Origin of the sequence: Achromobacter arsenitoxydans SY8 (assembly GCF_000236785.1) — a bacterium.
GTDB lineage: Bacteria > Pseudomonadota > Gammaproteobacteria > Burkholderiales > Burkholderiaceae_B > Achromobacter > Achromobacter arsenitoxydans.
In genome coordinates this window covers 123698-149681 of the sequence record NZ_AGUF01000055.1, presented here as the reverse complement: position 1 = coordinate 149681, position 25984 = coordinate 123698, and the positions used below count along the sequence as shown (strand labels likewise).

31 protein-coding genes, 1 tRNA gene and 1 pseudogene are annotated in these 25984 nt (G+C 64.5%); 12 read left to right on the top strand and 21 right to left on the bottom strand.

Annotation, left to right across the window (positions count from 1 at the left end; all coding sequences use genetic code 11):
• The first annotated feature begins 113 nt into the window (after nucleotides 1-113).
• Complete coding sequence (locus KYC_RS16325) at nucleotides 114-1775, top strand: MFS transporter (RefSeq protein ID WP_043518654.1); 1662 nt, start codon at nucleotides 114-116, stop codon at nucleotides 1773-1775.
• A gap of 369 nt (nucleotides 1776-2144) precedes the next feature.
• On the opposite strand, the gene KYC_RS16320 is transcribed toward KYC_RS16325, so the two are convergent.
• Nucleotides 2145-2354, bottom strand: coding sequence for a hypothetical protein (locus tag KYC_RS16320; protein ID WP_008164281.1), 210 nt, complete (start codon nucleotides 2352-2354; stop codon nucleotides 2145-2147).
• A 150-nt stretch (nucleotides 2355-2504) separates the two neighbouring features.
• Between KYC_RS16320 and KYC_RS16315 the strand changes: the two genes are divergently transcribed.
• Nucleotides 2505-3404, top strand: a complete 900-nt coding sequence (locus KYC_RS16315; RefSeq protein WP_008164279.1) for a recombination-associated protein RdgC — start codon at nucleotides 2505-2507, stop codon at nucleotides 3402-3404.
• 367 nt (nucleotides 3405-3771) lie between these two features.
• On the opposite strand, the pseudogene KYC_RS16310 reads toward KYC_RS16315, so the two are convergent.
• The 5 genes and pseudogenes from KYC_RS16310 to KYC_RS16290 all read right to left on the bottom strand — a co-directional run.
• Nucleotides 3772-4905 (bottom strand): annotated as a pseudogene (locus KYC_RS16310) (diguanylate cyclase); the annotation flags it as partial.
• A gap of 124 nt (nucleotides 4906-5029) precedes the next feature.
• Complete coding sequence (locus tag KYC_RS16305; RefSeq protein ID WP_008164278.1) at nucleotides 5030-6322, bottom strand: aspartate carbamoyltransferase; 1293 nt, start codon at nucleotides 6320-6322, stop codon at nucleotides 5030-5032.
• A 93-nt stretch (nucleotides 6323-6415) separates the two neighbouring features.
• Nucleotides 6416-6829 (bottom strand): hypothetical protein, encoded by a 414-nt coding sequence (locus KYC_RS16300; RefSeq protein WP_008164276.1) that lies wholly within the window; start codon nucleotides 6827-6829, stop codon nucleotides 6416-6418.
• A 3-nt stretch (nucleotides 6830-6832) separates the two neighbouring features.
• A complete protein-coding gene (locus KYC_RS16295; RefSeq protein WP_043518652.1) occupies nucleotides 6833-7264 on the bottom strand; it encodes a BPTD_2524 family lipoprotein in 432 nt (143 codons plus the stop codon).
• A gap of 129 nt (nucleotides 7265-7393) precedes the next feature.
• The gene (locus tag KYC_RS16290; protein WP_008164273.1) at nucleotides 7394-7528 is read right to left on the bottom strand and encodes an entericidin A/B family lipoprotein; all 135 of its coding nucleotides are present in this window, start codon (nucleotides 7526-7528) and stop codon (nucleotides 7394-7396) included.
• Between the two features lie 260 nt (nucleotides 7529-7788).
• Here KYC_RS16290 and KYC_RS16285 point away from each other — a divergent pair, with 260 nt between their 5' ends.
• Nucleotides 7789-8148: a hypothetical protein gene (locus KYC_RS16285; protein ID WP_008164270.1), complete on the top strand. Its 360-nt coding sequence runs from the start codon at nucleotides 7789-7791 to the stop codon at nucleotides 8146-8148.
• A gap of 66 nt (nucleotides 8149-8214) precedes the next feature.
• The gene (locus KYC_RS16280) at nucleotides 8215-8619 is read left to right on the top strand and encodes a hypothetical protein (RefSeq protein WP_008164268.1); all 405 of its coding nucleotides are present in this window, start codon (nucleotides 8215-8217) and stop codon (nucleotides 8617-8619) included.
• Between the two features lie 7 nt (nucleotides 8620-8626).
• Here KYC_RS16280 and KYC_RS16275 read toward each other — a convergent pair whose 3' ends face one another.
• From KYC_RS16275 to KYC_RS16260, 4 genes are all read right to left on the bottom strand, one after another.
• Entirely contained in the window at nucleotides 8627-9865 is a 1239-nt protein-coding gene (locus KYC_RS16275) for a TIGR03862 family flavoprotein (RefSeq protein WP_008164264.1), read from the bottom strand.
• A 281-nt stretch (nucleotides 9866-10146) separates the two neighbouring features.
• Complete coding sequence (locus KYC_RS16270; protein WP_043518650.1) at nucleotides 10147-10491, bottom strand: hypothetical protein; 345 nt, start codon at nucleotides 10489-10491, stop codon at nucleotides 10147-10149.
• Between the two features lie 227 nt (nucleotides 10492-10718).
• Nucleotides 10719-10795, bottom strand: a tRNA-Met gene (locus tag KYC_RS16265).
• A gap of 20 nt (nucleotides 10796-10815) precedes the next feature.
• Nucleotides 10816-11217, bottom strand: a complete 402-nt coding sequence (locus tag KYC_RS16260; RefSeq protein ID WP_238531945.1) for a hypothetical protein — start codon at nucleotides 11215-11217, stop codon at nucleotides 10816-10818.
• A gap of 148 nt (nucleotides 11218-11365) precedes the next feature.
• On the opposite strand from KYC_RS16260, the gene KYC_RS16255 reads away from it, so the two are divergent.
• Nucleotides 11366-12805, top strand: coding sequence for an aminotransferase-like domain-containing protein (locus KYC_RS16255; protein WP_008164258.1), 1440 nt, complete (start codon nucleotides 11366-11368; stop codon nucleotides 12803-12805).
• Nucleotides 12802-13365 (top strand): DedA family protein, encoded by a 564-nt coding sequence (locus KYC_RS16250; protein WP_008164255.1) that lies wholly within the window; start codon nucleotides 12802-12804, stop codon nucleotides 13363-13365. Before KYC_RS16255 ends, KYC_RS16250 begins: the two co-directional genes overlap by 4 nt.
• A 14-nt stretch (nucleotides 13366-13379) precedes the next feature.
• Here KYC_RS16250 and KYC_RS16245 read toward each other — a convergent pair whose 3' ends face one another.
• Together KYC_RS16245 and KYC_RS16240 are read right to left on the bottom strand one after the other, a co-directional pair.
• Nucleotides 13380-13613, bottom strand: coding sequence for a hypothetical protein (locus tag KYC_RS16245; RefSeq protein ID WP_008164252.1), 234 nt, complete (start codon nucleotides 13611-13613; stop codon nucleotides 13380-13382).
• Between the two features lie 223 nt (nucleotides 13614-13836).
• Nucleotides 13837-14082 carry a hypothetical protein gene (locus KYC_RS16240; protein ID WP_008164250.1) on the bottom strand — a complete coding sequence of 82 codons (246 nt, stop codon included), beginning with the start codon at nucleotides 14080-14082 and terminating at the stop codon, nucleotides 13837-13839.
• A 203-nt stretch (nucleotides 14083-14285) separates the two neighbouring features.
• On the opposite strand from KYC_RS16240, the gene KYC_RS16235 reads away from it, so the two are divergent.
• The 5 genes from KYC_RS16235 to KYC_RS16215 all read left to right on the top strand — a co-directional run bounded on the left by KYC_RS16235 (nucleotide 14286) and on the right by KYC_RS16215 (nucleotide 17977).
• Nucleotides 14286-14891 (top strand): hypothetical protein, encoded by a 606-nt coding sequence (locus KYC_RS16235; RefSeq protein ID WP_008164249.1) that lies wholly within the window; start codon nucleotides 14286-14288, stop codon nucleotides 14889-14891.
• Between the two features lie 79 nt (nucleotides 14892-14970).
• Nucleotides 14971-15429 (top strand): Lrp/AsnC family transcriptional regulator, encoded by a 459-nt coding sequence (locus KYC_RS16230; protein ID WP_008164247.1) that lies wholly within the window; start codon nucleotides 14971-14973, stop codon nucleotides 15427-15429.
• 72 nt (nucleotides 15430-15501) lie between these two features.
• Nucleotides 15502-15810, top strand: coding sequence for a hypothetical protein (locus tag KYC_RS16225; protein ID WP_008164244.1), 309 nt, complete (start codon nucleotides 15502-15504; stop codon nucleotides 15808-15810).
• A gap of 68 nt (nucleotides 15811-15878) precedes the next feature.
• Complete coding sequence (gene pdxA, locus KYC_RS16220) at nucleotides 15879-16859, top strand: 4-hydroxythreonine-4-phosphate dehydrogenase PdxA (RefSeq protein ID WP_008164242.1); 981 nt, start codon at nucleotides 15879-15881, stop codon at nucleotides 16857-16859.
• Nucleotides 16860-16999: 140 nt separating this feature from the next.
• On the top strand, nucleotides 17000-17977 hold the full coding sequence (locus tag KYC_RS16215; RefSeq protein WP_008164240.1) for a bile acid:sodium symporter family protein: 978 nt from the start codon (nucleotides 17000-17002) through the stop codon (nucleotides 17975-17977).
• A 71-nt stretch (nucleotides 17978-18048) separates the two neighbouring features.
• Here KYC_RS16215 and KYC_RS16210 read toward each other — a convergent pair whose 3' ends face one another.
• The 6 genes from KYC_RS16210 to rpsF all read right to left on the bottom strand — a co-directional run bounded on the left by KYC_RS16210 (nucleotide 18049) and on the right by rpsF (nucleotide 22019).
• On the bottom strand, nucleotides 18049-19431 hold the full coding sequence (locus KYC_RS16210; RefSeq protein WP_008164238.1) for a replicative DNA helicase: 1383 nt from the start codon (nucleotides 19429-19431) through the stop codon (nucleotides 18049-18051).
• The gene (locus tag KYC_RS16205) at nucleotides 19428-20267 is read right to left on the bottom strand and encodes an RIO1 family regulatory kinase/ATPase domain-containing protein (protein WP_043518648.1); all 840 of its coding nucleotides are present in this window, start codon (nucleotides 20265-20267) and stop codon (nucleotides 19428-19430) included. Before KYC_RS16205 ends, KYC_RS16210 begins: the two co-directional genes overlap by 4 nt.
• A 140-nt stretch (nucleotides 20268-20407) precedes the next feature.
• The gene (gene rplI / locus KYC_RS16200) at nucleotides 20408-20863 is read right to left on the bottom strand and encodes a 50S ribosomal protein L9 (protein WP_008164234.1); all 456 of its coding nucleotides are present in this window, start codon (nucleotides 20861-20863) and stop codon (nucleotides 20408-20410) included.
• 14 nt (nucleotides 20864-20877) lie between these two features.
• Nucleotides 20878-21150, bottom strand: coding sequence for a 30S ribosomal protein S18 (gene rpsR, locus KYC_RS16195; RefSeq protein WP_006218308.1), 273 nt, complete (start codon nucleotides 21148-21150; stop codon nucleotides 20878-20880).
• Between the two features lie 119 nt (nucleotides 21151-21269).
• Nucleotides 21270-21593: a primosomal replication protein N gene (priB, locus tag KYC_RS16190; protein WP_008164228.1), complete on the bottom strand. Its 324-nt coding sequence runs from the start codon at nucleotides 21591-21593 to the stop codon at nucleotides 21270-21272.
• 51 nt (nucleotides 21594-21644) lie between these two features.
• Nucleotides 21645-22019, bottom strand: a complete 375-nt coding sequence (rpsF, locus tag KYC_RS16185; RefSeq protein ID WP_008164226.1) for a 30S ribosomal protein S6 — start codon at nucleotides 22017-22019, stop codon at nucleotides 21645-21647.
• Nucleotides 22020-22042: 23 nt separating this feature from the next.
• Here rpsF and KYC_RS29670 point away from each other — a divergent pair, with 23 nt between their 5' ends.
• Entirely contained in the window at nucleotides 22043-22213 is a 171-nt protein-coding gene (locus KYC_RS29670; protein WP_167310260.1) for a hypothetical protein, read from the top strand.
• Here the strand turns inward: KYC_RS29670 and KYC_RS16180 are convergent.
• From KYC_RS16180 to dxs, 3 genes are all read right to left on the bottom strand, one after another.
• On the bottom strand, nucleotides 22203-23126 hold the full coding sequence (locus tag KYC_RS16180) for a DUF817 domain-containing protein (protein ID WP_008164224.1): 924 nt from the start codon (nucleotides 23124-23126) through the stop codon (nucleotides 22203-22205). The genes KYC_RS29670 and KYC_RS16180 overlap by 11 nt on opposite strands.
• A 7-nt stretch (nucleotides 23127-23133) precedes the next feature.
• Nucleotides 23134-23931 (bottom strand): GTP cyclohydrolase FolE2, encoded by a 798-nt coding sequence (gene folE2 / locus KYC_RS16175; RefSeq protein ID WP_008164222.1) that lies wholly within the window; start codon nucleotides 23929-23931, stop codon nucleotides 23134-23136.
• A 187-nt stretch (nucleotides 23932-24118) separates the two neighbouring features.
• On the bottom strand, nucleotides 24119-25981 hold the full coding sequence (dxs, locus tag KYC_RS16170) for a 1-deoxy-D-xylulose-5-phosphate synthase (RefSeq protein ID WP_008164220.1): 1863 nt from the start codon (nucleotides 25979-25981) through the stop codon (nucleotides 24119-24121).
• Between the last annotated feature and the right edge of the window lie 3 nt (nucleotides 25982-25984).

Here is a 25984-nt window from a genome sequence, read left to right as displayed (position 1 = left end):
AGCCTTGACCCCCAATGTGACGATTAGCTCGATGTCGGTCCGGCCGGCGGAGGGTCAAGCACGGCGGAAAACCGCTGGCCAAAAAACGAGGAGACATCATGAGCACAACTACCATGGCAGGCCGCGGTCCATCCGCGGAACCGCGCCCGATGACCAAGGAGGAACGCAAGGTCATCTTCGCGTCTTCGCTAGGAACCGTTTTCGAGTGGTATGACTTTTACCTGTATGGCTCGCTCGCGGCCATCATCGCCCAACACTTCTTTTCCGGCGTAAACCCCACGGCAGGCTTCATCTTCGCGCTGCTGGCCTTTGCCGCCGGCTTCGCGGTGCGGCCGTTCGGCGCACTGGTGTTCGGCCGCCTGGGCGACCTGGTCGGACGCAAATACACCTTCCTGGTCACGATCGTGATCATGGGCCTGTCCACGTTCCTCGTGGGCATCCTGCCCAGCTACGCCAGCATCGGCCTGGCCGCTCCGGCCATCCTGATCATCCTGCGCCTGCTGCAGGGCCTGGCGCTGGGCGGCGAGTACGGCGGCGCGGCGACCTACGTCGCCGAGCATGCCCCGCACGGACGCCGCGGCTTCTACACGTCCTGGATTCAAACCACCGCGACGCTGGGCCTGTTCCTGTCGCTGCTGGTCATCCTGGGCATCCGCACGTTCATGGGCGAAGACGACTTCAAGGCCTGGGGCTGGCGCATTCCGTTCCTGATCTCGGTCGTGCTGCTGGGCATCTCGGTGTGGATCCGGCTGCAATTGAACGAGTCGCCCACCTTCAAGCGCATGAAGGAAGAAGGCAAGGGTTCCAAGGCGCCGATCGCTGAATCGTTCGGTCAATGGAAGAACCTGAAGGTCGTGCTGCTGGCGCTGCTGGGCTTGACCGCCGGCCAGGCCGTCGTCTGGTACACGGGCCAGTTCTACGCCCTGTTCTTCCTGACGCAGACGCTGAAGGTCGACGCCAATACCGCCAACATCCTGATCGCCATCGCGCTCCTGCTTGGCACGCCCTTCTTTGTGGTGTTCGGCGCGCTGTCCGACAAGATCGGCCGCAAGCCCATCATCATGGCGGGCTGCCTGATCGCCGCCGCGACCTACTTCCCGATCTTCCAGGGACTGACGCACTTCGCCAACCCGGCGCTGGAAAAGGCGCAAGCGACCGCCCCGGTCACCGTGATCGCCGACCCCAGCACGTGCTCGTTCCAGTTCAACCCGGTAGGCACGGCGTCGTTCACCAGCTCTTGCGACGTGGTCAAGTCGTTCATGGCCCGCAACTCGGTGAACTACCGCAACGAAGCGGCTCCGGCGGGTTCGGTGGCGCGCGTCAAGATCGGCAACGACGAGTTCGCGTCCTTCGATGGCAAGGCCATGGCGCCGGCCGACTTCAAGGTGAAGGCCGCCGAACTCGACAAGGCCCTGACCGCCGCCATCCGCAGCCACGGCTATCCGGCCAAGGCGGATCCCGCCCAGACCAACAACGTCATGGTCGTGGTCCTGCTGACCATCCTGGTCCTGTACGTGACCATGGTCTACGGCCCGATCGCCGCGATGCTGGTGGAAATGTTCCCGACGCGCATCCGCTACACGTCGATGAGCCTGCCCTACCACATCGGCAACGGCTGGTTCGGCGGCTTCCTGCCTCCCGTCGCGTTCGCGGTGGTGGCGGCCACCGGCAACATCTACGACGGCCTGTGGTACCCGATCATCATCGCGGTCATGACCCTGGTCATCGGCACGCTGTTCGTGCGCGAATCCAAGGACAACGACATCAACGCCTGATAGACCATCCCCCGCCGGGCGGGACTGCTGCGCCTGCCCGGCCTTTCAAAAGCTCCTCTTGGAGCTTTTTTTTTCGCCCCGCGCGTTTTCAGGACCATGTCAGACCTGCGCCGGTAGACTGAGCGCTCAGATTACGGCCTTGCGCCAGATCGGCTGACGATTGATCCCCCTGTCAGACGATTGCAGGGCTGCTGTTCTGACACCAATACCGCGTTCCCCGCGAGCCTTTTATGACGCGGTATTGCGTGCTCCCGTACCGGCCCGACTCTTCATTGAGCCGGGCCGCTTTTTTTGCGGCCGGACAAATGAATGGCGGCCGCAATGCGGCCGCCCACAACATGCGCTGCCGGCCATTCGGGCCGGCCACGATCAACGGCGCATGCCCACGCCGATCGCCACCACACCCGCCACGATAGCGGCAATGCCGGCCCACGTGGGAATCGGGACCGACTTCTCGGTTTCTGCCGTTGCCTTCACGGACCCGATCTGCAGGACCGTCTCTTCGGACTTGTAGCTGAAGCCCTTGTAGGCCAGGGCGGCAACGCCCAGCACTATCAGGATGGCGCCAATGATCTTCATGTTTTTTCTCCAATTCCACATGGGTGCGCCGGACGTTACCGGATCGCCCCGCCCGTGTCAGTGACAGAACGTGTCGCCTGAAACCGCGGCATGGAATCACTTCGGCAAAGGCGCTGCGTCGTATAGAATCAACCCTTTTGGCCGACGCTCATGTGGTTCAAGAATCTCAAGATTTATCGCCTTTCATCGCCCTGGACTCTGACGGGCGACCAGCTTGAAGAAACGCTGGCGCGGCATGCCTACCAAGCCGGCAACAACCTCGAAATGCAAAGCCTGGGCTGGGTTCCGCCGCGTGAAAACGGCGGGCTCGCCCATGTGGTCAATGGCCAGATTCTGCTCAGCCTGCGTGCGGAAAAGAAACTCCTGCCGGGCACCGTCGTGAATCAGGTCGCCAAGGCCCGCGCCCAGGAAATCGAAGAGCAGCAAGGCTACAAGCCCGGCCGCAAGCAGATGAAGGAAATCAAAGAGCGCGTCACTGACGAGCTCCTGCCGCGCGCCTTCAGCGTGTACCGCGACACGCGCGTCTGGATCGACCCGCAGAACCATTGGCTGGTCATCGACGCGGCCGCTTCGGCCAAGGCTGACGAGGTCATCGGTTTGCTCGCCAAGTGCGTCGACCCGTTCCCGCTGGAAAACCTGTACGTGGCTCAATCTCCCGCATCCGCGATGACCGGATGGCTGGCCGAAGACGAGGCGCCCTCCAACTTCAGCATCGACCAGGACACCGAACTGCGGTCCTCCGGAGAAAGCGGCGCGGCAATCCGCTACGTCAAGCACTCCATCGACGCCGACGACGTGCGCCGTCACATCCAGTCGGGCAAGCAGTGCACCCGCCTGGCCATGACGTGGGCCGATCGGGTGTCTTTCGTGCTGACCGAAGGCCTTGACGTCAAGCGCGTCGCGCCGCTGGATGTGCTGAAGGAAGGCAACGAAGGCGTGGCCGCGAACGACGACGAAAAGTTCGATTCCGACATGATGCTGATGACCGGCGAACTGGCCAAGATGATGGCCGAGCTGGTCGAAGCCCTGGGCGGCGAAAAGAAGGTGTAGGCCCTTCAAGCCCTTGCGCCCGCGACGGGCCGGAATGAATAAGGCCGCCCTGTACTGGGCGGCCTTTTTTCATGCCGCAACGCTGCGGTCCCTGCCTTCCTGCTTGGCGCGATACAACGCCTTGTCGGCGCGGTCGATCAGATACGCGTAGTCCGGATGCCCATCGAAGGTCGCCACACCGATGCTGGCCGTGACATGCAGGAAACCCGCCTCGGCAAGCATGAAGCGGTGGCGGCGGATTTCCGCGCCGAGCTTCTCGGCGGCGGCAAGGGCCGCCTCCTGCACCGTATCCACCAGCACCACCAAAAAATTCCTCGCCGCCATAGCGGAAAACGAAATCACTGGACCGGCACGTCTGGTGCACAACCTCGGCAAACTGGCGCAACACCTGGTCGCCGCCGGAGTGCCCATGCGCGTCGTTGATGGCCTTGAAATGGTCGATATCAAGCAACAGCACGGAAAAGCTGGAACGCTGACGCCGGGCGATGGAGATTTCGCGGCCAATCACTGACGGCAGGAAGCGCCGGTTCAGCACGTTAGTCAGCGGATCGCTGCCGCTCTCGATCTCGGCCACCATGTCGAACAGGCCGTTGAGCAGATGCTTGATGCGCGCAACCAGTTCCTGCAGTTCACGCACCTGGCCTGGCATCGCGTTGCCCTGCAACGCCTCCTGCATCATCTGCGGCAGCACCACGTCGTCCAGGCGCGTCACGACCTCGGTGATCTGGCGCAAGGCGGGCGCGCTTTCGAACAGCACGGCGCCCTTGTGCTGCAGCCACAGGCCGAATTCGGACGCGGCGAGGCGCGGCAAGGCCTGCTCGGACGTCCGGTAGTGCAAACCGATCAGCACGGCCTGGCTCCATTCCAGCAAGGCCGCGCGCTGGCGCTCGCGCTCAGTGGAAATGTTCTGGCCCAGCGCGAACAGCCGGTAGGCTTCATCGTTGCGGGCGCCGCGATTGATGTCGCGCATGAAGGCGCGGCTCATCTGTTCGATCGCGAGGTCGAACAGATTACAGACGTACTGCGTCGCCACGGACGCGGCCATGCCGTCCAGGTCGCTCGCGCGCAGGCGCAGGGCGATCTCATTCTTGAGGATGCGGGCGCCGGACATCACCAGATGAATCGGGATATGCACGCGCGCATGCACTTCGCCCACTTTCTTCTGCGTGGCCATCAGATTGGCGATATCGCCTTGGTCGCGCACACAGAGCAGCCCCTTGAGCCAATGCTTCATGCCGTTATGCAGGCGGGTCGAGACGATCTCGTGGGAAAGCCGTGGACCGGCCTCGGCATCGGCGAGCAAGGTGGAATAGAAGGCGTCCACCAGTTGGGTTGCGCTGTCGGCCACCACAGCCGCGACCTGGCCGCGCGTATAGGCGTCGACTGACTGATAGACCGCTTCCCAGGCCTGGGCGTTGGATGCGCTCAGGTAGCAGGCCTGACCGCCGGCCGCATCGGGGTATGGCGAAGGAGGTGGAACATCGGTACTGCTCGAAGACATAAGATCATCCGCCCAAGATCTGCGTGCGTGTCTGGCGGCAGCACGCGCCGCTAGAGCCAGCGCGGATTATGCTTGAATTCTCACCGGGAAGGCCGCAGGCGCGGCCCTCCCGGAGGAAAAGCCCTTATTCCAGGCCGTGGAAGACGGAGTCGTCGGGTCCGATGTGCGTCGGATGCTGCCACGTCACGTCGCGCAGCGAATGCTGCACCAGGCCTTCGACGCCCAGCAGCACCGCGAAGATCGCCATGCGGATGGGAATGCCGTTGTCGGTCTGGCGGAAGATGGCCAGGCGCGGATCATGGTTCAGGTCCACGCTGAGGTCATTCGCGCCCGGACGGCTGTCGCGCGGCAGCGGATGCATCACGATGGTCTCGGGGCTGCAATAGGCATCAATGATGGCGCGGTTGATCTGGAAGTCGGGCGTGTAGCCTTCGTTTTCTTCGTTGGCGAAACGCTCTTTCTGCACACGCGTGGCATAGATCACGTCGGCGCCTGCCAGGCCTTCCGCCAGCGAGGACTTCTGTTCGATGATGTTGCCATTGCGGCTGGCCTGCTCGACGATGTAGGTCGGCATTTCCAGGCCCTTGGGCGACACCAGCGAGAACTTCACGTTCTTGTACAGCGCCATCAGCTTGATGAGCGAATGCACGGTGCGGCCGTACTTCAAGTCGCCGACCATCGCAATATGCGCGCCGTCCAGCAATTTGCCCAGGCGCGAGAACTCGGTCAGGATCGTGTACAGGTCCAGCAAGGCCTGGCTGGGATGTTCGCCGGGGCCGTCGCCGCCGTTGACCACCGGAATGTTGGTGGCGCGCGCGAATTCAGCGACCGACCCCTGGTCGGGGTGGCGGATCACCATTGCGTCCACATAGCCGCTCATGACGCGGCTGGTGTCATAGATGGATTCGCCCTTGGCCATCGACGAAAACGTGAAGCCGGTGGTGTCGCAGACCGAGCCGCCCAGCCGGCAGAATGCCGAGCCGAAGCTGACGCGGGTGCGGGTGCTGGCCTCGAAGAACAGGTTGCCCAAGACCGCGCCTTCCAGCACGCGCGACACCTTCTGGCGGCGCGCGATGGGCTGCATCATGTCGGCCACGCGGAACAGGTCCTCGACCGATTCCCGGGTGAATTGGTCCACGGACAGAAGCTGGTGCTTGCCCTCCACGGCGATGCGATCGCGCAAGGGACCATCTTGTACGCTCTGCGTATATTTTTCCAGCAAGACGCCGTTCTGCACGATTTCGCTGACGAAACGCTGCACCACTTCCGGCATCGCGCGGAATTCCTGCGACCCTTCGGGCAGCAGCCAGGTGTCCAGCGCCCGCCGTTTCACGCCAATACGGGTGGCGAACACGTCGCGGGTGAGGTTGAGGCGGCGCATGGCGTCGCGCAGAAAGGCTTGCTGGGAGATGCTCATGACGGGCCCCAAGAAAGAGGATTTATATACGCTGTGCGCATATTATTCCCAACACCTACACAAGTCCAACTCTTTTGCGCACAGGGGTATACCCTAGGTTTGCCGTGCGTACGCCGCCGGCTGGGTGATATCAGACGCCGCCTGCCCGACAGCCAGCCAGCACGCGGCGCAGAAGGCCAGCGCGCTGGCGAGATAGCAGATCATCGCCAGCATTTGCGCGGGCCAGTGCCCGCGGGTCAGATGTCCGTTGTAGCCCTGGCGCAACAGACTGACCTGCGCCAGATAGGCGAACAGAAGCCCCAGGCACGATGCCAATAGCCCTGCCAGGAACAGCGCCAGCGGAATCTGCAGATCCGGCGCCGCGATGTCTCCGCCCACGATGCCCAATGAAAACCCGGCCAGGATCAGCGCCGCAGCGCCATTGAGCCAGCCGAGGAAACGGAAGGCCCCCGCAAACAGCGAGAACGACAGGCCTGCGGCGCGTATCTGCTGAATGCGGGCTTCCATGCTTCAACCGCCGCTGCTGCTACGGCACACGGGCGTGGCGCTCTGGATCGACTGGCGCGCCGCGGCGATCTCGGCCAGATCCCAGCGCCCTTCTCCGAGCACGGTCACGGTGACCTTGGATTTGGCGGGGCCATCGGCTTCGGCGGATATCAGTTCCAGCACCGTGGCGGGCTCGCCCACCTTGAAGACCTTGATTTCGTCGGGCGCGCCCTTCTCGCCCAGGGTATGACGCCATGCGTAGGAGACGCCATAGGCGTGCTTGACGAGCGTGTGGCACGTCCGCACATATTCGCCCGCCCTGCGGAAGGCCGCCTGGTAGCCCGTATCGACGCTGAAGGTCTCTTTCTTTGCGTCTTCGGCCTCATAGACGCCCGTGCTCGCGCAGCCGGCCAACAGGGCCGCCAACGTTACACCCACCCAAACTGACTTGCGCATGTTTCTTACCGCCATTGGTATTCGAACTTCCGCGATTATGCCAGCGGCAACAAAAAGGCCACGCCTGAAATGCCGCAACATTTCTCGGGTGGCCTTGAGCCGTCACTGCGGCTGCGCAGACGCTACGCCCTACTTCTTTTCCGCGGCGTTTTCGATCTTTTCCCCGCCACGCTGGATGTCCTTTCCAGCCCCTGCCATGGTATTGCAGCCTGCCGACAGCGCAGCAATCGAAAGCAACATGACGAGAAAGACTCTGTTCTTCATAAACATCTCCTGTCTGGGCATTGGAACCAAAATCCAGCATACCTTAAAGCCCCCAATTTGCGCAGCGTCCTCCTGGCCGATGGCATACCCCGACGGGGACAGGTCGCCACACGGCGCGGACGGCGTGCACGGACCGTCATGACAAGGGCAAGACTTGTAACAACGCTGATGAGAATCCGTCACCACCCTTACGGAACCGTGACATTTCACGGCCCTGCGCGCCTGTCGCGTATTTGCCGCCAATGGATTAGGATGCGCACATGACGAAGAAACAAGCATCGCAAGGCACTGGCGCCGGCCCGCAGGGCTGGGGCTGGGAACAGCCGCAATGTCGCGGACAGGCCGCTCTGGCCCTGTTCATCGACGACTTACATCGCATTTTGCAGACCCACGCCGCAGGCAAGCTGGCCGATAGCAGCACGCTCGCAGACGCGCAGGAACACGTAGACGAATTGCTGGCGCGCTACATCGAAATCGGCGCCGCGCCGGATATTTTCCTTGGACAGTCTGTCCAACTCAAAGAGGGCATCGACCGCAGCGGCGTTGCGCATACGGTGCCAATTTTTTCGCCGCGCCTGAAACAATCGCTGGTATCAATGCTGGGCCAGGGGCCCCGCTGACCAGTCGCCGACCGGCTTCCGCATAGCCGGCGATTCGACCAGAACAGCCCTCACAGGAGACCAAGAATGAACACGGACAACGTTGTAGAGTTTCTCCGTATGCTGTCGCTGGACGTATCGCTGGGCGCAGCCGCCCAGCACGCCGCCAGTCAGGCGGATGCCCCCCTGGCGCTGGCTCGCCTGGCCACGGCGCATGGTTTGCCTTGTACGGCCTCGGACTGGTCCTTCTTTGCGCGCAACTGCCTGGATTCCTCGGACCTGGTTGACGGGGACGTCGGCGGCGCGAACACCACCATCTGGCAATTGGTGCAGGATCCCGCGCATGGCACGACCATCCCCGCCAGCGCCATTACCCGCGTCATCGGCATCATTACGCAACCCGAGGGCGGCGCCCCCGTCGTGGGTCACGTCGTCGGAGACCTTGCCCCGCGCGCGCCCACCGGCATGGCCGCCCATCCGTCCAGCTCCTGATTCCGCATCAGGGCTGCGCGCCCAGGAAATCCGCGACGGCGGCGGCGCAGAACGCGCCGCTGGCCATGCAGGCCGTCAACAGGTAGCCGCCGGTAGGCGCCTCCCAATCCAGCATTTCTCCCACGCAGAACACGCCCGGCGCAGCTTTCAGCATGAGCCCGGCGGTCAGCGCATCGAACGAAACACCGCCGGCCGTGCTGATCGCTTCGTCGATCGGGCGCGCCCGCACCAGCGTTACCGGCAGCGCCTTGATCCGCAGCCCCAGGCGGGCCGGATCGCGGAAATCGTCGGCAGAGGCGCATTCACGCAGCAAACCCGCCTTGACGCCGGTAAGCCCGAGCCTGCTCTGCAGGTGACTGGACATGGAGCGCGCGCCGCGCGGATGTGTAACCGCCGCCATGACCTTCTCGGCCGACCAGTCGGGAGCCAGGTCCAGCATCGCCACGGCGCTGCCCCGGGCGTCGATCTGATCCCGCAGCGGGGCGGACAGCGCGTAGACCAGGCTGCCTTCGATGCCGGTCGCCGAAACGACGAATTCGCCCTGCCGAGCCGGGCCGCCGCAATGCATCGACACCGACTTGACGGGGTGGCCGGCGAACCGCTCCCGGAAGTGATCCGACCAGGCGACGTCAAACCCGCAATTGGCGGGACGCAGCGCCGCCACCGGAATACCGTGCGCCAGTAGCCCCGCCGCCCAGGCCCCGTCCGACCCCAGCTTGGCCCAACTGCCGCCGCCCAGAGCGAGCACGACGGCATCAGCCTCCCGGGTCGCCACGCCCTCGGGCGTGGCGAAACGCAACGTATCCGCGCTCGGCGTCGCGCCCGCGGGCCAGCCCAGCCAGCGGTGCCGCATGTGGAAGCGCACCCCGCTGCCGCGCAACCTGGCCAGCCAGGCCCGCAGCAGTGGGGCCGCCTTCATTTCCTGGGGAAAGACGCGGCCGGATGAGCCCACGAATGTCGAAATCCCCAGCCCGTCGGCCCAGGCCCGCAATCCGCCTGCGTCCAGGGTCTGCAGCCACGGCGCCACGTGCTCCGCGCGCGTGCCATAGCGGGCCAGAAAGGGATCCGGCGGCTCGCTGTGCGTCAGGTTCAGCCCGCCTCGGCCCGCCATCAGGAATTTCCGACCGACCGACGGCATGGCGTCGTATACATCGACCTGCAGGCCCCTGGCGCTCAGGCCTTCCGCCGCCATCAAGCCGGCGGGTCCGCCGCCGATGACGGCAACGCGTCGGGCGGACAGGCTCATGGCGCCACCGCCTTGATGAAGGACGGGAGGACGGGCAACAGAGGACGCATTCTGGAAAAGTGTTCGGGAAGGATGGGCGGGTGGCGACAAACCAGGGCCAGGGGATTGTCTCACGCCGGCAAGACGCCAGGCCGCGGGCGCAAAAAAAGGGCCGGCGTCGGCCAATTGTTGACCGCAGGCGCCAAGCCCTTGTTATTACTCAAAAAACCGAAAATACACAGAGGCTATCCCAAGGCTTGTCCACAATCCTTGTGGGTAACTGTCTGCGAACAACGGACGAATCAGGCGTTGTTTGCCGCCTGCATCGGCCCGGACCAGGGTTCCGCATCGAGCTGGAAGCGCAGTTCCTGGTATTCGCCGTCGACAGCGACGGAACGCAGCAACCCGGCACCCAGCGCCTGGCCCAACGCGCGGCGGCACAAGGTTTCGGGATCGTCCGGCAGGGACTGAAACACGCCGTCCGGTATCCGCAACCGCAGCAGCGCCTGGGGGTCGCCTCGTTCGGCCGGGCGGCCGATGTGGATGTGGGCAGGATAACCATGCGGGCACCAGATGCCCACGTGGTACTTGCCTTCAGCCCCCGTGTCGGCAACGTAGCCCGGATGATCGTATTTAGCTGTTCCCATGGACCCTCCTCGTGTGCGGCAAACTAGCGCGCGTGACCCATGGTAGCGCAGGGTTGCGTACGTGTGCGGCCGGGGATACCCGGGACTCGCCAGGCGGGAGCGTAGGGATGACCCAGCGCAATGAAGGGACGAAAAAAAGCCGCGACATGATCGCGGCTTTTTTTTCATGGGACCCTGCGGGGGGGCGACTTGACTGCGCCACCGGCGGATCCGGTACTGCTTGAAACTGGTTGCGGGGGCAGGATTTGAACCTACGACCTTCGGGTTATGAGCCCGACGAGCTGCCAGACTGCTCCACCCCGCGTCTGATGTGTGAATCATACATCATTTTGAAATCTTGTGCAGCGCACCCAGGGAATTGTTTCTGCTTTTCGGGAAAAATCTCTGAAAAAAAGCCGTCACCCATCGCATTGCGGAGCGCGCGAAGCCTTCCGCCTCCAGGCATATCACCTGGGCGCCGCCCAGCGCCGCCAGGCGCACGGCGCCGCCATACGCCAGCCCATGGACCTCGCCGGCGTTCACCCTGACGGAAACCACGCGATGCAGTCCACCTGCGGCTTCCAGGCTGTTTGCCGCCTCTTCGACGCGCACGCTGCCCTCGGTGCAGACAACGGCGGCGCCGGCGCGCATGACCAGCAGCCGGCTGGAACCGGCAGCGAGCTGCAAGCGGGATTGAGAGTCGTTGGGGGCGATATTCGGGGTCATGGTTATCTCCAGTCGGACCATGACAGGCTACGCGCGCCCTGCTCTGCGCAACAGCCACACATATCGCCTTTCTGTACCGATGCAGAAGCTCGATTTTGGCGCTGTTATGGTGTACTTTGAACGGATCTGTGCCTACCCTCACACCTGCCACGGGGAGCAAGATCGGCGCATGGATCCTCAACCGCTGTACCTACGCCTGGCCAATCACTACCGGCGCGCCATCCAGACCGGGGTGCTTGCGCCCGCCCAGCGCATGCCCTCCGTGCGCACGCTGGTGCGCACGCATCACGTCAGCCTGTCGACCGCGCTGCAAGCCTGCCGCCAACTGGAAGACGACGGGCTGATCGAAGCCCGGCCGCGTTCCGGCTATTTTGTGCTGAAGCCCCGGCGCAATAGCATTCCCCCCGTCAACGAGCCCGATATCCGCCAGACCCTGGGCGCGGCCCAGTACGTCGGCATCCATGACCGCGTGTCGGACTTCATCGCAAAGTGCGAAGCCCATCCCGTCAGCGCCAACTTTGCGCTGGCCGCGGCCGTGCCCCAGGCCTACCCCATGGAGGAACTGAAGCAGGCGATGACGCGCGCCCTGCGGCAGTCGCCCGAGGTGCTGGTCAGTCCGGTGCCGCCACAGGGGCATCCGGACCTGCGCACCGTGCTGGCACGCCGGGCGCTGGCCAATGGCATCAACGCCACGCCCGACGACGTCATCGTCACGCACGGCTGCATCGAAGCCCTGAACCTGGCGCTGCGCGCCGTCGCGCGACCGGGCGACACCATCGCCGTGGAGTCTCCAGCCTATTTCGGCCTGCTGCAGATTCTGGAAAGCCTGGGCATGCGCGCGCTGGAGATCCCCACCAGCCCGCAGCATGGGCTTTCGATCGAGGCGCTGGACCTGGCCTTCCAGACGCACGGCAACATCCGCGCGGTGGTCGTCGTGCCCAATTTCCAGAACCCCCTGGGTTGCGTGATGCCGGACGCACAGAAGGCCCGCCTTGTGGCCCTGTGCGAACGCCAGCAGGTACCGCTGATCGAGGACGACACCTATGGCGCCCTGACGGACGACGACACGCCGCTGGCAGCCGCCAAGTCCTGGGACGCGACCGGCAACGTGATCTATTGCTCGTCGATGCACAAGACGCTGGCGCCGGGCATGCGGCTGGGATGGCTGCTGGGCGGCCGCTGGAAGGCGCGCATCGCCATGCTGAAGTTCGCGCAGAGCCGCCCCAACGAACCGCTGGCGCAGATCGCGGTGGCCGAGTTCATGGGATCGCGCGCCTACGACCGCCACCTGTCGCGGCTGCGCCGGGAACTGAAGCGGCAGCGCGACCTGACGGCGGAGGCCATTGCGGCGCACTTCCCTTCTGGCACGCGCCTGAGCGTGCCGCAAGGCGGCATGCTGCTGTGGGTGGAAATGCCCCAGCAGGTGTCCGGCACGGACGTATTCGAGGCCGCCCTGCGGCAGGGAATACGCGTCGCGCCCGGCGCCATGTTCTCCAACGGCGCCCGCTACAACCACTTCCTGCGCATCAGTTGCGGGCAACGCATCACGCCCGACATTTCCCGCGCCCTGCTTACCCTGGCCCGCATCGTGGATGAAAGGACGGGATGAATCCTGAACTGCACCAGTTCATCGCCGACTACGGCCTGTGGGCCGTGCTGGGCGGCACCTTTCTTGAAGGCGAAAGCGTGGTGGTGTTCGCCGGCTTCCTGGCGCACCAGGGGCTGTTTCACCTGCCGCACGTGATGCTCTGCGCATTCGCCGGATCGTTCCTGGCCGACCAATTGCTGTTCTATCTGGGCCGGCGCTACCGCGACCATCGCTATGTGCGGCGCATCCGCGAAAAGCCCGCTTTCGATAGGGCTCTGGCCGCCATCGACCGGTATCCGGACGGGTTCATCCTGGCGTTGCGCTTCCTGTATGGCTTGCGTACGGTCGGGCCGGTGGCCCTGGGCGTATCACGGGTGTCGCCGCTGCGGTATCTGGTGCTGAACGCCATTGCCGCGGCGATCTGGGCGGCATGCTTCAGCTTGCTGGGCTACGTCTTCGGCCGGACGATCGAAGCCCTGCTGGGACGCCTGCACGGCGTCGAAACCAAGCTGGCGGTGGCCGCGGCCATCGGCGTGCTTATCTGGCTGGCCTATCGGCTGAGCGCCCGCCGCCGCAGGTAGCCCGCCCGGCTTGCTTATATCACCAGCTTGCCGCTGGCGCGCTGTACGTGGCGGCGCCGCGCATTGCGGTACAGGCTGCCGATGATCGGCAGCCGCGCAAGGCGTCGCAGGATAGGGTGCCGCTGGTCGAAATCGTGCCAGGCCTTGAAACCATGCCCCATGCGCTCCCAGCTCTCGCGCGCCTCGGGGGAGAGTTTGCCGGGGTCGAAGGCCGCCAGCTTTGCCGCTTCCGAAACTCGAGCCGTCATTGCTCCGCTCCGGTATTCCAATGAATACTGATTCCGCATGGGGCCGCATATTACCCGGCTTGACCGCCCTGTGCCGACGCGGAAAGCGCGCACGGGACAGCGCCTCCGGAGCCGCCTTTGAGCGCTGCCGGCAAGCCATTGTAATTAAAGGATATTACACATCTATGCCCGGGCTATCCCAAGGCTTGTCCACAGAAGTTGTGGGTAACTTGGGCCGCCAGGATCACTTCAAGGCGGCCACGATCATGTCGCGCACGCTTTCAAAGCCGGCCACGTATTGCGGATTCTCGGACCGGGCCAGCAGACTGGAGTAATTCTGCTCCAACTGGGCCTCGATGGCTTCGCGCAATCCGGGCGAACCTTTCACCAGGTGCAGCATCGACACCAGCGTGGAATTGAGCGCGTCGATGCGGCCGCCCTGATGCGAAATGGTGTGCACGATTACGGCGATTTGTTCCTGGGTGTCCATGATGAATGCCTCCTGGCAGTGAATTTCGGCGCAAATCCTAGCATGGCGCGGCCGGCGCACCGGCGGCGGGCGGTCGGCACAAGACACGCCCCAACGCTAGGCAAGCGCCGGGCGCCGCGCTAGCATGAAGCGTAGCCGCAAGGGCAGCGCGGCGCACGCCGCCGGCACCGGCTCCGGGCTCGCGGCACAACCGGAGCGCGTTCATGAAGACGATCCAGAACTATGCCCCCCCAGACGCGCAGTCCATGCAACGACTGCAGGACAGGCTGGGATACAGCGACGCCAAAATGGCCGAACTGGCGGGACTGGACGCGGCGACGCCGTGGTCCAGCTATGTGGGCGGCTCCGAGCCCCGATCGCTGGGCCGGCAACGGCTGTTCTACATGATGGCCCGCCTGACGCTCGACGAACACGAATGGCAGCGCGTGCTGGCGGCCATGCGCGAAGTCGGCGCGCACTTTGACTGCAAGGATCCCCAGGCGGGCGGCGCCCCGGCCCCGCCGGAACCCATGGCGGACGAAGAACGCAAGTTCGGCATGCTGCTGGTCAGCCGCAACGGCTCTTTCCATGAAATGGAGCAACTGCGCGAATTCGCGCACTTTGCCCATGAGGCGGACGTCAGCCGCTTCGTGCACAGCGCGTTCTACGACAGCGACATCGACCTGTGCCGCTTCAGCTTCGCGGACCACGACGGCCTGGACGACGCCAGCCGCGACCGCATTTTCGATGCCGCCCACAAAACCATCACGCGCTTCGAATTCGACGGGCGTATCTATCACGGCGGCATCCCACCCGAATCCGACGGCTAGCGGCGCCGCATTGACGCCGGCGGGCCGGCGCCTGTACCGTCGGCACTTCGCCTTCCGGCCCTACGCCATAGCCCTCCGCATGAACGAACGACTCGACGCCATCGACCGGCAACTGCTCAGCCTGCTGCAGGCCAATGCGCGCGAACCGGCGGCCATCCTGGCCCGCAAGCTCGGGCTGGCCCGCACCACCGTGGTGGCCCGCATCGCCCGGCTGGAACGCGAGCACATCGTGGCTGGCTACGGGGTGCGCCTGGGACGCCTGCTGGAAGAGGCTGCGGTGCGCGCCTATTGCTTCATCAGCGTGCTGCCCAAGACGCCGGCGGCGGTGATCCGCGAGCTGGAGAAAATGCCCGAGGTCGAGGAGGTTTCGTCGGTCAGTGGTCCCTATGACTACCTGATCTTCCTGCGCTGCGAAACCCACGAGCAGCTCGACGAACTGCTGGACCGCATTGGCCTGATCGACGGCGTCAAGCAGACGCAGACGTCCATTGTGCTCAGCCGCAAGGTCGACCGCCGCAGCGCCGTCGGCGCGCCCTGAAACCCGGCCCCGCCTTTCCCGTCCTCGCAACAAGATGGTGTAATGGGGCCTGTCGCGAATCCTGGACCTTTCATGCTTGCACGCCTTGCCCCCGCCGCCGCCTTGCTCACCCTGCTGACCGCCTGTTCCAGCATGAGCGAAGTCACGTCCGTCGACAAGGACATGTATACGGTCACGTACAGTTCCGGCGCCCAACTGCTCAGCTGGGTTGAAATCAAGAACCAGGCCCTGCAGCGCGCCGACCAATACTGCCAGTCCATTGGCCGCAAACTGCAAAAGCCCAACATCACGTCCAACCACGCGACCGGCCTGGGCTCCAAGCGCGCCACGGTCACCTTCGAATGCGGCGTCATCGAGCCGCCCAAGAATTCCACCAAGTAAGGCCGGCGCGAGCTGCGCCCGGGATCGGGTGTAGCATTGACTGCAAACCCCTCCCCATTGCACGCATCGTGAACACTACTCTGCCCGTGGGTATCACCATGGGCGATGCCGCCGGCATCGGCCCCGAGATCGTCGTCAAGGCTTACGCGCAGGGCCTGAGCGTGCCCTGTGTGGTGTATGGCGATGCCGGCGCGCTGCACCGCGCCGCCGCGCAGTTGGGCGCCCGGCTGGAGATCGCCGAGATTGCGCATATCGGCCAGGCCCGGCCCGACGCGGGGCGGATCCAGGTCATCGCCTGCAGTCCCGCCCTGCCGGCTGACCTGCCCCTGGGGCAGGTCAGCGCCCTTGCCGGCCGCGGCGCCTACGATTACGTCTGCGCCGCGATCGACGACGCGCTGGCCGGCCGCATCCGCGCCATCGTGACCGCCCCGCTGAACAAGAAGTCCATGCACGAGGCCGGCATCGACTTTCCGGGCCACACCGAAATCCTGGCCGAACGCTCACAGACACGCAACTTCGCGATGATGCTGGCCAACGACGAACTGCGCGTGCTGCTGGTGACCATCCACGTTGCGCTGGCTGACGTCATCGCCCTGGTCACCCCCGAATCCGAGCTCGCCGCAATCCGCCTGGCGGACCGCGCCTGCCGCCAGATGGGCATCGCTTCTCCGCGCGTTGCGGTCGCCGGCCTGAACCCGCACGCGGGCGAAGGCGGCAAGTTCGGCCGTGAGGACATCGACATCATCGAACCCGCCATCGCCGCCGCCCGCGCCGAAGGCATTGATGCCAGCGGCCCGTGGCCCGGCGACACGATATTCATGCGGGCCAGGCGCGGAGAGTTCGACATCGTGGTGGCCCAATACCACGACCAGGGTCTGATTCCCGTGAAATACCTGGGTATCGACCATGGCGTCAATGTCACCGTCGGCCTGCCCTTCGTGCGCACCAGCGTCGATCACGGCACCGCATTCGACATCGCCGGCAAGGGGCTGGCCGACCACGCGTCCCTGGTGGCGGCCTTCGACCTGGCCCTTGCAATGACTCCCTGAGCACAACAGGCCCGCCGTCCGCCTCAGCGCGCGGACACTGGCGCCCGCGCGGCAACGGACCGCCGCGCCCCGGGTCTACAATACGCCCCGTTTCCGGCGCGCATGGCGCGCCGCCGCTTTCCGTCCTCCCTCCCGTCCTCATGTCCCGCCTTGTCCGCCTTCTGCCCGACCGCTTCACCCTTTATCTGATCTGCACCGTCATCATCGCCAGCATCGTGCCCGCGCACGGGCAAGGCGTGGTCGTATTCGGCTGGATCACCAACATCGCCGTGGGCCTGCTGTTTTTCCTGCATGGGGCGCGCCTGTCCCGCGAGGCAATCATTGCCGGCCTGACGCACTGGAAGCTGCACCTGACGATCTTCTCCGCCACGTTCCTGATGTTCCCGCTGCTGGGCCTTGCGCTCAAGCCCGTGCTGGAGCCGCTGGTCACCCCCGAACTCTACCTGGGCATTCTGTTCCTGTGCTGCCTGCCGGCCACCGTGCAGTCAGCGATCGCCTTCACGTCCATGGCCCGCGGCAACGTCCCCGCAGCCGTGTGCAGCGCGTCCGCCTCCAGCCTGCTCGGCATCTTCCTGACGCCGCTGCTGGTCGGCACCGTCGTGGCCAATGCCGGCAGCGCGCCGATCTCGTTCGACGCCGTCGGCAAGATCATGCTGCAACTGCTACTGCCCTTCGTGCTGGGCCAGTTCGCGCGGCGCTGGATCGGCGCCTGGGTCCACAAGCGCAAGGCCATGCTGAAGTTCGTGGACCAGGGTTCCATTCTGCTGGTGGTCTACACGGCATTCTCCGAAGCCATTAACGAAGGCCTGTGGAGCAGCACGCCGATTCCCGCGCTGGTTGGACTGGTGGTGAGCTGCGCCGTGATCCTGGCGCTGGCGCTGGGCCTGTCCGCGCTGGCCGGCAAGGTGTTCGGCTTCAATATCGAAGACCGCATCACCCTGCTCTTTTGCGGTTCGAAGAAAAGCCTGGCTAGCGGCATCCCGATGGCCCAGGTGCTGTTTGCCGGCCATGCCGTCGGCGCCGTGGTGCTGCCGCTGATGCTGTTCCACCAGATCCAGCTGATGGTCTGCGGCGTCCTCGCCGCGCGCTACGGCAAGCGGCCCGAAACCGCCCACTGATGCATTGCACGTAAAAAAACCGCGCTCAGATTGAAGCGCGGTTTTTTTTCAGGAAGGCCGACTCGGCGGAATCAGTACATGTCCCGCGGCTGCGCGCCCGAGAAGTTCAGGAAGCGCGTGCTGGACCCCTGGAAGGTCAGACGCACGCTTCCGATCGGGCCGTTACGCTGCTTGCCGATGATGATTTCGGCGGTGCCCTTGTCCGGCGAATCCGGGTTGTAGACCTCGTCGCGATAGATGAACAGGATCACGTCGGCGTCCTGTTCGATAGCGCCCGATTCGCGCAGGTCGCTCATCACGGGACGCTTGTTGGGGCGCTGTTCCAGGCTGCGGTTGAGCTGCGACAGCGCGATCAGCGGGCAGTTCAGTTCCTTGGCCAGACCCTTGAGCGAGCGGCTGATTTCCGACACTTCGGTGGCCCGGTTTTCACCCGAGCCGTTGCCCGACATGAGCTGCAGGTAGTCGATGATGATCAGGCCCAGCTGGCCGCACTGGCGCGCCAGCCGGCGCGCGCGGGCGCGCACTTCCATGGGGCTGAGCGCGGGCGATTCGTCGATGTAGACCTGGGCGTCCTGCATGAGCTGAACCGCATGCGTCACGCGCGGCCAGTCCTCGGCGATGAGCTTGCCGGTACGCATGCGGTGCTGGTCCAGCAGGCCGACCGAACCCAGCATACGCATGGCCAGCTGCACCGCGCCCATTTCCATGGAGAACACCGCCACTGGCAGCCCTTCCTCGATGGCCACGTGCTCGCCGATGTTCATGGAGAACGACGTCTTGCCCATGGACGGGCGGCCCGCCACGATGATCAGGTCGCCGCCCTGCATGCCGGACGTCATCTTGTCCAGGTCTGTGAAGCCCGTGGGCACGCCCGTGACGTCGGACGTGCTTTCGCGGTGGTAGAGCTCGTCGATGCGCTCGACCACCTGCGTCAGCAGCGGTTGGATCTCTTGGAAGCCGGCAGCGCCGCGCGCGCCCTCCTGGGCGATCTGGAACACCTTGGACTCGGCTTCGTCCAGCAGCTGGCGCGCTTCCTTGCCCTGCGGGTTCATGGCCGCCGAGGAAATTTCGTCGGCGATGGACACCAGCTTGCGCAGCATGGCGCGCTCGCGCACGATTTCGCCATAGCGCCGGATGTTCGCCGCCGACGGCGTGTTGTGCGCCAGCGCGTTCAGATAGGCCAGCCCGCCGGAGTCCTCGGCCTTGCCGGCGCTGACGAGCGATTCATGGACGGTGATGACATCGGCCGGGCGCGCCAGCCCGATCAGGCGTGCAATGTGGTGCCAGATCAAGCGGTGGTCGTGGCGATAGAAGTCTTCTTCGATCAGCACGTCCGCGATGCGGTCCCACGCGGTATTGTCCAGCAGCAGGCCGCCCAGAACCGATTGCTCCGCCTCGATGGAATGGGGAGGAACGCGCAGGTATTCGAGCTGGGAATCGGCGGGAGTATTCATGACTTCGATATTAACGGCTGCAGGATATCCGCGACGCGGAAAAACCCTTGGACATCGCGCGAGGGGAAGCGCCTGAGCAAGGGGCGCAGGGGCATGGCAATGGCGCAAAGCACGCGCGCAAGGCGCATCAGGCAGGCCTTGACCTCGGGGTCGGGATTGCTTTCCAAGTAGACCTCGAGCGCCAGCTTACCCAGCGTCCGGGCATCGCCGTCGTCCAGTTTACGCAGCGATACGAGCGAGGCAAGCATCTGGAAAAGGTCGTACGCCTGGGCCAGCGGCCTGGAGAGCGTCGCGCCGATGTTCTCTTCGAAGTCGATCCGCCATATTTCGCCATCCTGCAGCGTCAGGTTGCGAATCTGCGCCCCGCCGTGCCACAGGCCACGCGCATGGAAGGCCGCCATGTCCGCAGCCGCGGCGCGCGTCAGCCACAGGCGCGATGTGGAGTCCTCTTTGCGGATCAGGTGAGCCAGGTCGGGGCCCACATATTCCAGGACGAGCAGGTTCTGCTCCTGCCACCAAACCTCGGGCACCCGGCAGCCCGCCTGCAACAATTGCGCCAGCCGCTCCGCCTCATGGGCAAGACCGTTGCGCAGAAGGACGCCTGGCCGCGGGAACTCGCCCAAAAAGATCTTGCATCCCACTCCCAGGAACAACGCGCGCACGTAGCGCAGCGCATAGCCGGCGCCTTGCAGGATGCCGGGCCTGCGCCGCTTGATGATGCTGCGCACTCCGTCTATCCGCACATCCCGCACCGTGGGCTCGCGCGCGGCATCCACGCTGTCGAGCCAGGCTCGCAGGCTGGGCGGCGCGTTCTGATGGACAGGCGGATGAGTCAAGAGGTCCTCTGGGATATTGGCGTGGAGCGAGGACGCGCGGCGGGCAAATAGGCCCGCGCAACGTCGGTAAATGGCAACCAAGGGCGCAAAGAAAAAAAAGCCGGCACTTGGGCCGGCTTCTTTTTATCGCGAGTGCCGGATTAGGACAGTTCGCCTTCGACCAGGACCGTGATGTCGACCACGACGTCAGCGTGCAGGGCGACTTGGACCGGGAATTCACCGACGGCCTTCAGTTGGCCGTTGGGCAGACGCACCTGGGCCTTTTCGACGGCTTCGAAGGAAGCCTTCTTCAGACCTTCAGCGATGTCGGCGTTGGTGACCGAACCGAACAGGCGGCCGTCGACGCCAGCCTTCTGGACGATCTTCAGCTGGTAGCCGTTCATGCGGTCGCCCAGGGCTTGGGCAGCGGCCAGCTTCTCGGCTTGGGCCTTTTCCAGTTCGGCGCGGCGGGCTTCGAATTCCTTCAGGGCGGCGTCGGTAGCGCGACGGGCCTTCTTCTGGGGAATCAGGAAGTTGCGGGCGTAGCCATCACGCACGCGCACGACTTCACCCAGGTTGCCCAGGTTGACGACTTTTTCGAGCAGAATAACTTGCATTTCAGTGCCCCGGATTAGTTGTGGTTGTCGGTGTAAGGCAACAGGGCCAGGAAGCGCGCGCGCTTGATGGCGGTGTCCAGCTGGCGCTGGTAGATTGCCTTGGTGCCGGTCAGGCGAGCCGGGATGATCTTGCCGTTTTCTTGCACGAAGTCGCGCAGGGTGTCCAGATCCTTGTAGTCGATCTCTTCGACGCCGGCTGCGGTGAAGCGGCAGAACTTACGACGCTTGAAGAGCGGGTTCTGCTGCGTGAATTTGCGTTTTTCTTTGCGTTTTCCGAAGAAAGCCATGATATGTGCCTCTATGTTTGAGGGGGCTGGTCCTACCCGGGTTTTTTCAATTGCCGGGTCCAACTCCCCATAACCTATCCGTTTTCAGAAGGCGCTCTCGCACCTTTTACTCATTCCCTTCAAGCCACCTGCGGATCGCTTCCAGCGCTTCCGCCAATCTTGCGCACCTGCTGCAGATGCAGCTTGATCTTCACCGAGTCCTTGCGGGCTGGAGCCAAAAACCCCTGCACCTGCAATTCGGACCCTAAAGCGGTGTTTCTCAACAGCAGCGCCAGATCTCCCAGTGCCACGGCGGCGATCGTCAATTCGACGCGGCGCGGGTGGCCGGCTTCGATGACTTCCGATTCGTGCGCCAGCAGCATTTCCAGGGCTGGCAGTCCGGCGGGAGTGTGGCGCAAAGGCTCGCATTCGAGAACGCGGGCGCTGAGTTCCAGCTTGTTCATCCTGCCAGGCACCGAGGGGACTTCATGGGATGAGCTCTGCGTGAGCCCGTCTTACTCGGGCTGAGCCGCGACAGCTTCCGCCGAAGCCTTGCGGGCTTCTTCGCGCTCGACCGACTTCATCATGATCGACGGAGTGGTCTGGGCCTTCTTGGTCTTGATGACCAGGTGGCGCAGGACGGCGTCGTTGTAGCGGAACGAGTGTTCCAGCTCATCCAGCGTGGCTTGGCCGCACTCGATGTTCAGGCAGACGTAGTGAGCCTTGACGAGCTTCTGGATCGGGTAGGCCAGTTGACGGCGACCCCAGTCTTCCAGGCGGTGGATCGAGCCGCCCTGGCCCGTAACCAGCGCTTGGTAACGCTCGACCATGGCGGGCACTTGCTCGCTTTGGTCGGGGTGAACGATAAACACTACTTCGTAGTGACGCATGGGTAAAACTCCTTGAGGATGTCTTGCTGGCCGACCGTCTTGCACCCGCGCTTTCCATCAGGGGTGATTACGACATTGACGATACGCCGCAAGGGGCAGCCCGCTACCCAAAAACCATGGGTGGTCGAGCAAGAAAGCTCTCGATTATCGCCGATTGGGCAAACTCGCGCAAGCCCGGGCGGATCATGAAATAAGGGACGTGTTGCTGGCCGGTCTTGCGCCATCCGCAGCGGGGAGATCGGCCGCCTCGATGGGCCGCGGGCGGTTGACCACGCTGACCATCACGTAGCTGATGATCATCAGGAGGAACCAGGAACCCAGCTTGGCGATGGACACAAGCTGCCAGGCCTGCGCCTGATTCGGGTAGCGCCAAGCATTGGCGAAGGTGCCAATGTTCTCCGCAAACCAGATGAACAGCGCCACCAGCACGAATCCCAGCAGCAGCGGCATGCGCCGGTAGTCGCGCCAGATGCGGAAATATACCCACGTGCGCGCGAACAGCACACCAGTAAGCGCAAACAGCGCCCACCGGAAATCCATGACGAAATGGTGCGCGAAGAAGTTCACGTAGATCAGCACCGACAGCGCCGCGGTCGCGGCAAGCGGCGGATGCGCGCGGAACCGGAAGTCGAACAGGCGCCAGACCCGCGCCAGGTAGCTGCCCACCGCGGCGTACATGAAGCCGGTGAATAGCGGCACCCCGCCGATCCGCAGCACGCTGGGCTCGGGATAGACCCAGGAACCCGCCGCCGTCTTGAAGATCTCCATGCAGGTGCCCACCACATGGAACATCAGGATCACGCGCGCCTCGTCCCAGGTTTCCATGCGCAGCGCCAGCAGCACGGCCTGGATGGCGAACGCCGCCAGCGTCAGGAAGTCATAGCGGGCCAGGACGGCATCGCTGGGATACCACCAATGCGTGGCCAGCAGGAGCGCGCACATCAGGCCGCCGAACAGGCAGGCCCAGGCCTGTTTCACGCCGAAGCGGAAGAATTCGTACAGCGCGACGCCAAAACGGCCGCGGCCGGCCAGATTTCCGGCCAGCCGCGATTCCCAGTGCTGCAGCCGCGCGATGAGCGGCCAGTCATTGGCCGCCGGATGGCGCACGAATTGCTCAGCCTTCCACGACGGCGTAGGCCGAGTGGTTATGGATGGATTCGAAGTTCTCGGCTTCCACGCGGTAGCGCGCAATGCCGGGGTGCGCATTCAGGCGAGCCGCCACGTCGCGCACCAGGTCTTCGACGAACTTGGGATTGTCGTAGGCGCGTTCGGTGACGTACTTTTCGTCGGGCCGCTTGAGCAGGCCCCACAGTTCGCAGGAACCCTCTTCTTCGATGAGGCGAATGACGCCGTCCATGCCGATGTCGTCGGAAAGGATGGCCGAGACCGTCACGTGCGAACGCTGGTTGTGCGCGCCGTATTCGGAAATGGCCTTGGAACACGGGCACAGGCTGGTGACGGGCACCTGCACGACCAGTTCAAATTCAACGCTGTCGGCCTGGGCGCGGGCGATCCACTGGACTTCGTAGTCAAGCAGGCTCTGCACGCCGGAGATCGGGGCAGACTTGTTGATGAAGTACGGGAACGCCGCGGTGATGTCGCCGCGCTCGGCATGCAGCAAGGGCAGCATGTCGGCTGCCATGGCGCGGAACAGCGTCGGCGTCATGGGCGTGCTGCGGTACTTTTCCAGCAGGGCCACGAAGCGCGACATGTGAGTGCCCTTTTCCTCGGGCGGCAGGGCGACGGTCAGCGTCCAGTTGGCCACGGTGCCCTGGGGCGAGCCATCGCCGCTTTCGATCAGCATGGGGTGGCGCACGCCACGGATGCCGACGCGCTGAATCGGGATGTGCCGCGTGTCCGCCGAACTCTGGACGTCGGGCATCACGATGGCGGGGTCGATCGGAGAATTCATTTCGGCTTACCTGTCTAGGCGGTGGATCGCGACAACGCGCAGGCCTAGTAATCTTGAGAGGGCCCCATTATCGCCCATACGCCGGCAATCGCCAGGGGAAACCCTTCAATTCGTATGTTGGCGGGGCCGGAACAGACTGTTTCATCCATGTGGACGAAGGTCTTGCGCCCTCGCCCACATGCGGGATTCAGCCCAGCAGGCCGGCGTATCGGGCGCGGATGGACTGCTCGATCCCGGCCGCGTCCAGGCCCAGGCCGGCGAGCAGTGCCGATTGCTCGCCGTGGTCGATGAACTCGTCCGGCAGACCCAGCTGCAGCACCGGAATCTGCACGCCGGCCGCGCTAAGCGTTTCAAGCACCGCGCTGCCCGCGCCACCCATGATGCAAGCGTCTTCCACGGTAACGATCGCGTCGTGCCGGCCTGCCAGGTCCAGGATCAGTTCCCGGTCGATCGGCTTGACGAAACGCATGTCGGCCACGGTGGCGTCCAGCTTCCCGGCGGCGGCCAGCGCGGCCTGCACCAGCGTGCCGAAGCCCAGGATGGCGATCTTCTTGCCCTCGCGGCGGATAACGCCCTTGCCCAGTTCGACGACGTCCAGGCCGTCGGACTCCGGCGCGCCGCAGCCCGCGCCGCGGGGATAGCGCACCGATGCGGGGCCGGGGTATTGATAACAGGTCGACAGCAGCAGGCGCGTTTCGTTTTCGTCGGACGGGGTGGCGACCACCATGTTCGGCACGCAACGCAGGAACGCGATGTCGTAATTGCCCGCGTGCGTGGCGCCGTCGGCGCCCACGATGCCGGCGCGGTCCAGCGCGAACGTGACATCCAGGTTCTGCAGGGCGACGTCATGGATGAACTGGTCGTAGCCACGCTGCATGAACGTCGAATAGATGGCGACGACCGGCTTTTGGCCTTCGCAGGCGACGCCGGCGGCAAACGTGACGGCGTGCTGCTCGGCGATGCCGACGTCGAAATAGCGCTGCGGAAAGCGCTGTTCAAACTCCACCAGCCCGCTGCCTTCGCGCATGGCGGGCGTAACGGCGACCAGGCGCTTGTCCTGCTGCGCCGTGTCGCAGAGCCACTTGCCGAACACCTGCGTGAACGTGCGCTTGCCCGGCGCCTTGGACTGCTGGATGCCGACGGCGGGATCGAACTTGCCCGGGCCGTGGTACAGCACGGGATCGGCCTCGGCCAGCTTGTAGCCCTGTCCCTTCCGGGTGACTACGTGCAGGAACTGCAAGCCTTCCAGCGCCTTCAGGTTCTGCAGGGTGGGAACCAGCGCGTCCAGGTCGTGGCCGTCGATGGGGCCGACGTAGTTGAAGCCGAACTCTTCGAACAGGGTGGCCGGCGTGACCATGCCCTTGGCGTGTTCTTCGAAGCGTCGCGCCAGTTCGAGCACCGGCGGCACGTGCTGCAGCACCGCGCGCCCCACGTTCTTGGCGGCTGCGTAGAACCGGCCCGACATCAGGCGGGCCAGGTAGCGGTTCAGGGCCCCCACCGGCGGCGAGATCGACATGTCGTTGTCGTTCAGGATCACCAGCAGGTTGATGTTGGGCGTGACCCCCGCGTTGTTCATGGCCTCGAAGGCCATGCCCGCGGACATTGCGCCGTCGCCGATCACGGCGATGTGCTGGCGCTGCACGCCGGCATTGCGCGAGGCGACCGCCATGCCCAGCGCCGCCGAGATCGAGGTGGACGAATGCGCCGTGCCGAATGCGTCGTACTCGGACTCGCTGCGCTTGGGGAAGCCGGAAATGCCGCCCTGCTGGCGCAGCTTGGCCATGCCGGCCCGGCGCCCCGTCAGGATCTTGTGCGGATAGGACTGGTGGCCCACATCCCAGACGATGCGATCGTGGGGCGTGTCGAACACCTGGTGCAGCGCCAGCGTGAGCTCGACGGTGCCCAGATTGGACGACAGGTGCCCGCCCGTTCGGGATACGGACTCCAGCACGAAGCCGCGCAGTTCGTCGGCAAGCTTTTTCAGTTCGCGACGATCCAGGCGCTTGAGGTCTGCCGGCGATTGAATGCGGTCCAGTAAATCTGTCGTCATGCT

Bases quoted from the DNA above. Each gene is read 5' to 3' on its own strand.
- KYC_RS16325 (WP_043518654.1), top strand. From the start codon at position 114: ATGGCAGGCCGCGGTCCATCCGCGGAACCGCGCCCGATGACCAAGGAG.
- KYC_RS16320 (WP_008164281.1), bottom strand. From the start codon at position 2,354: ATGAAGATCATTGGCGCCATCCTGATAGTGCTGGGCGTTGCCGCCCTG.
- KYC_RS16315 (WP_008164279.1), top strand. From the start codon at position 2,505: ATGTGGTTCAAGAATCTCAAGATTTATCGCCTTTCATCGCCCTGGACT.
- KYC_RS16305 (WP_008164278.1), bottom strand. From the start codon at position 6,322: ATGAGCATCTCCCAGCAAGCCTTTCTGCGCGACGCCATGCGCCGCCTC.
- KYC_RS16300 (WP_008164276.1), bottom strand. From the start codon at position 6,829: ATGGAAGCCCGCATTCAGCAGATACGCGCCGCAGGCCTGTCGTTCTCG.
- KYC_RS16295 (WP_043518652.1), bottom strand. From the start codon at position 7,264: ATGCGCAAGTCAGTTTGGGTGGGTGTAACGTTGGCGGCCCTGTTGGCC.
- KYC_RS16290 (WP_008164273.1), bottom strand. From the start codon at position 7,528: ATGAAGAACAGAGTCTTTCTCGTCATGTTGCTTTCGATTGCTGCGCTG.
- KYC_RS16285 (WP_008164270.1), top strand. From the start codon at position 7,789: ATGACGAAGAAACAAGCATCGCAAGGCACTGGCGCCGGCCCGCAGGGC.
- KYC_RS16280 (WP_008164268.1), top strand. From the start codon at position 8,215: ATGAACACGGACAACGTTGTAGAGTTTCTCCGTATGCTGTCGCTGGAC.
- KYC_RS16275 (WP_008164264.1), bottom strand. From the start codon at position 9,865: ATGAGCCTGTCCGCCCGACGCGTTGCCGTCATCGGCGGCGGACCCGCC.
- KYC_RS16270 (WP_043518650.1), bottom strand. From the start codon at position 10,491: ATGGGAACAGCTAAATACGATCATCCGGGCTACGTTGCCGACACGGGG.
- KYC_RS16260 (WP_238531945.1), bottom strand. From the start codon at position 11,217: ATGGTCCGACTGGAGATAACCATGACCCCGAATATCGCCCCCAACGAC.
- KYC_RS16255 (WP_008164258.1), top strand. From the start codon at position 11,366: ATGGATCCTCAACCGCTGTACCTACGCCTGGCCAATCACTACCGGCGC.
- KYC_RS16250 (WP_008164255.1), top strand. From the start codon at position 12,802: ATGAATCCTGAACTGCACCAGTTCATCGCCGACTACGGCCTGTGGGCC.
- KYC_RS16245 (WP_008164252.1), bottom strand. From the start codon at position 13,613: ATGACGGCTCGAGTTTCGGAAGCGGCAAAGCTGGCGGCCTTCGACCCC.
- KYC_RS16240 (WP_008164250.1), bottom strand. From the start codon at position 14,082: ATGGACACCCAGGAACAAATCGCCGTAATCGTGCACACCATTTCGCAT.
- KYC_RS16235 (WP_008164249.1), top strand. From the start codon at position 14,286: ATGAAGACGATCCAGAACTATGCCCCCCCAGACGCGCAGTCCATGCAA.
- KYC_RS16230 (WP_008164247.1), top strand. From the start codon at position 14,971: ATGAACGAACGACTCGACGCCATCGACCGGCAACTGCTCAGCCTGCTG.
- KYC_RS16225 (WP_008164244.1), top strand. From the start codon at position 15,502: ATGCTTGCACGCCTTGCCCCCGCCGCCGCCTTGCTCACCCTGCTGACC.
- KYC_RS16215 (WP_008164240.1), top strand. From the start codon at position 17,000: ATGTCCCGCCTTGTCCGCCTTCTGCCCGACCGCTTCACCCTTTATCTG.
- KYC_RS16210 (WP_008164238.1), bottom strand. From the start codon at position 19,431: ATGAATACTCCCGCCGATTCCCAGCTCGAATACCTGCGCGTTCCTCCC.
- rplI (WP_008164234.1), bottom strand. From the start codon at position 20,863: ATGCAAGTTATTCTGCTCGAAAAAGTCGTCAACCTGGGCAACCTGGGT.
- rpsR (WP_006218308.1), bottom strand. From the start codon at position 21,150: ATGGCTTTCTTCGGAAAACGCAAAGAAAAACGCAAATTCACGCAGCAG.
- priB (WP_008164228.1), bottom strand. From the start codon at position 21,593: ATGAACAAGCTGGAACTCAGCGCCCGCGTTCTCGAATGCGAGCCTTTG.
- rpsF (WP_008164226.1), bottom strand. From the start codon at position 22,019: ATGCGTCACTACGAAGTAGTGTTTATCGTTCACCCCGACCAAAGCGAG.
- folE2 (WP_008164222.1), bottom strand. From the start codon at position 23,931: ATGAATTCTCCGATCGACCCCGCCATCGTGATGCCCGACGTCCAGAGT.
- dxs (WP_008164220.1), bottom strand. From the start codon at position 25,981: ATGACGACAGATTTACTGGACCGCATTCAATCGCCGGCAGACCTCAAG.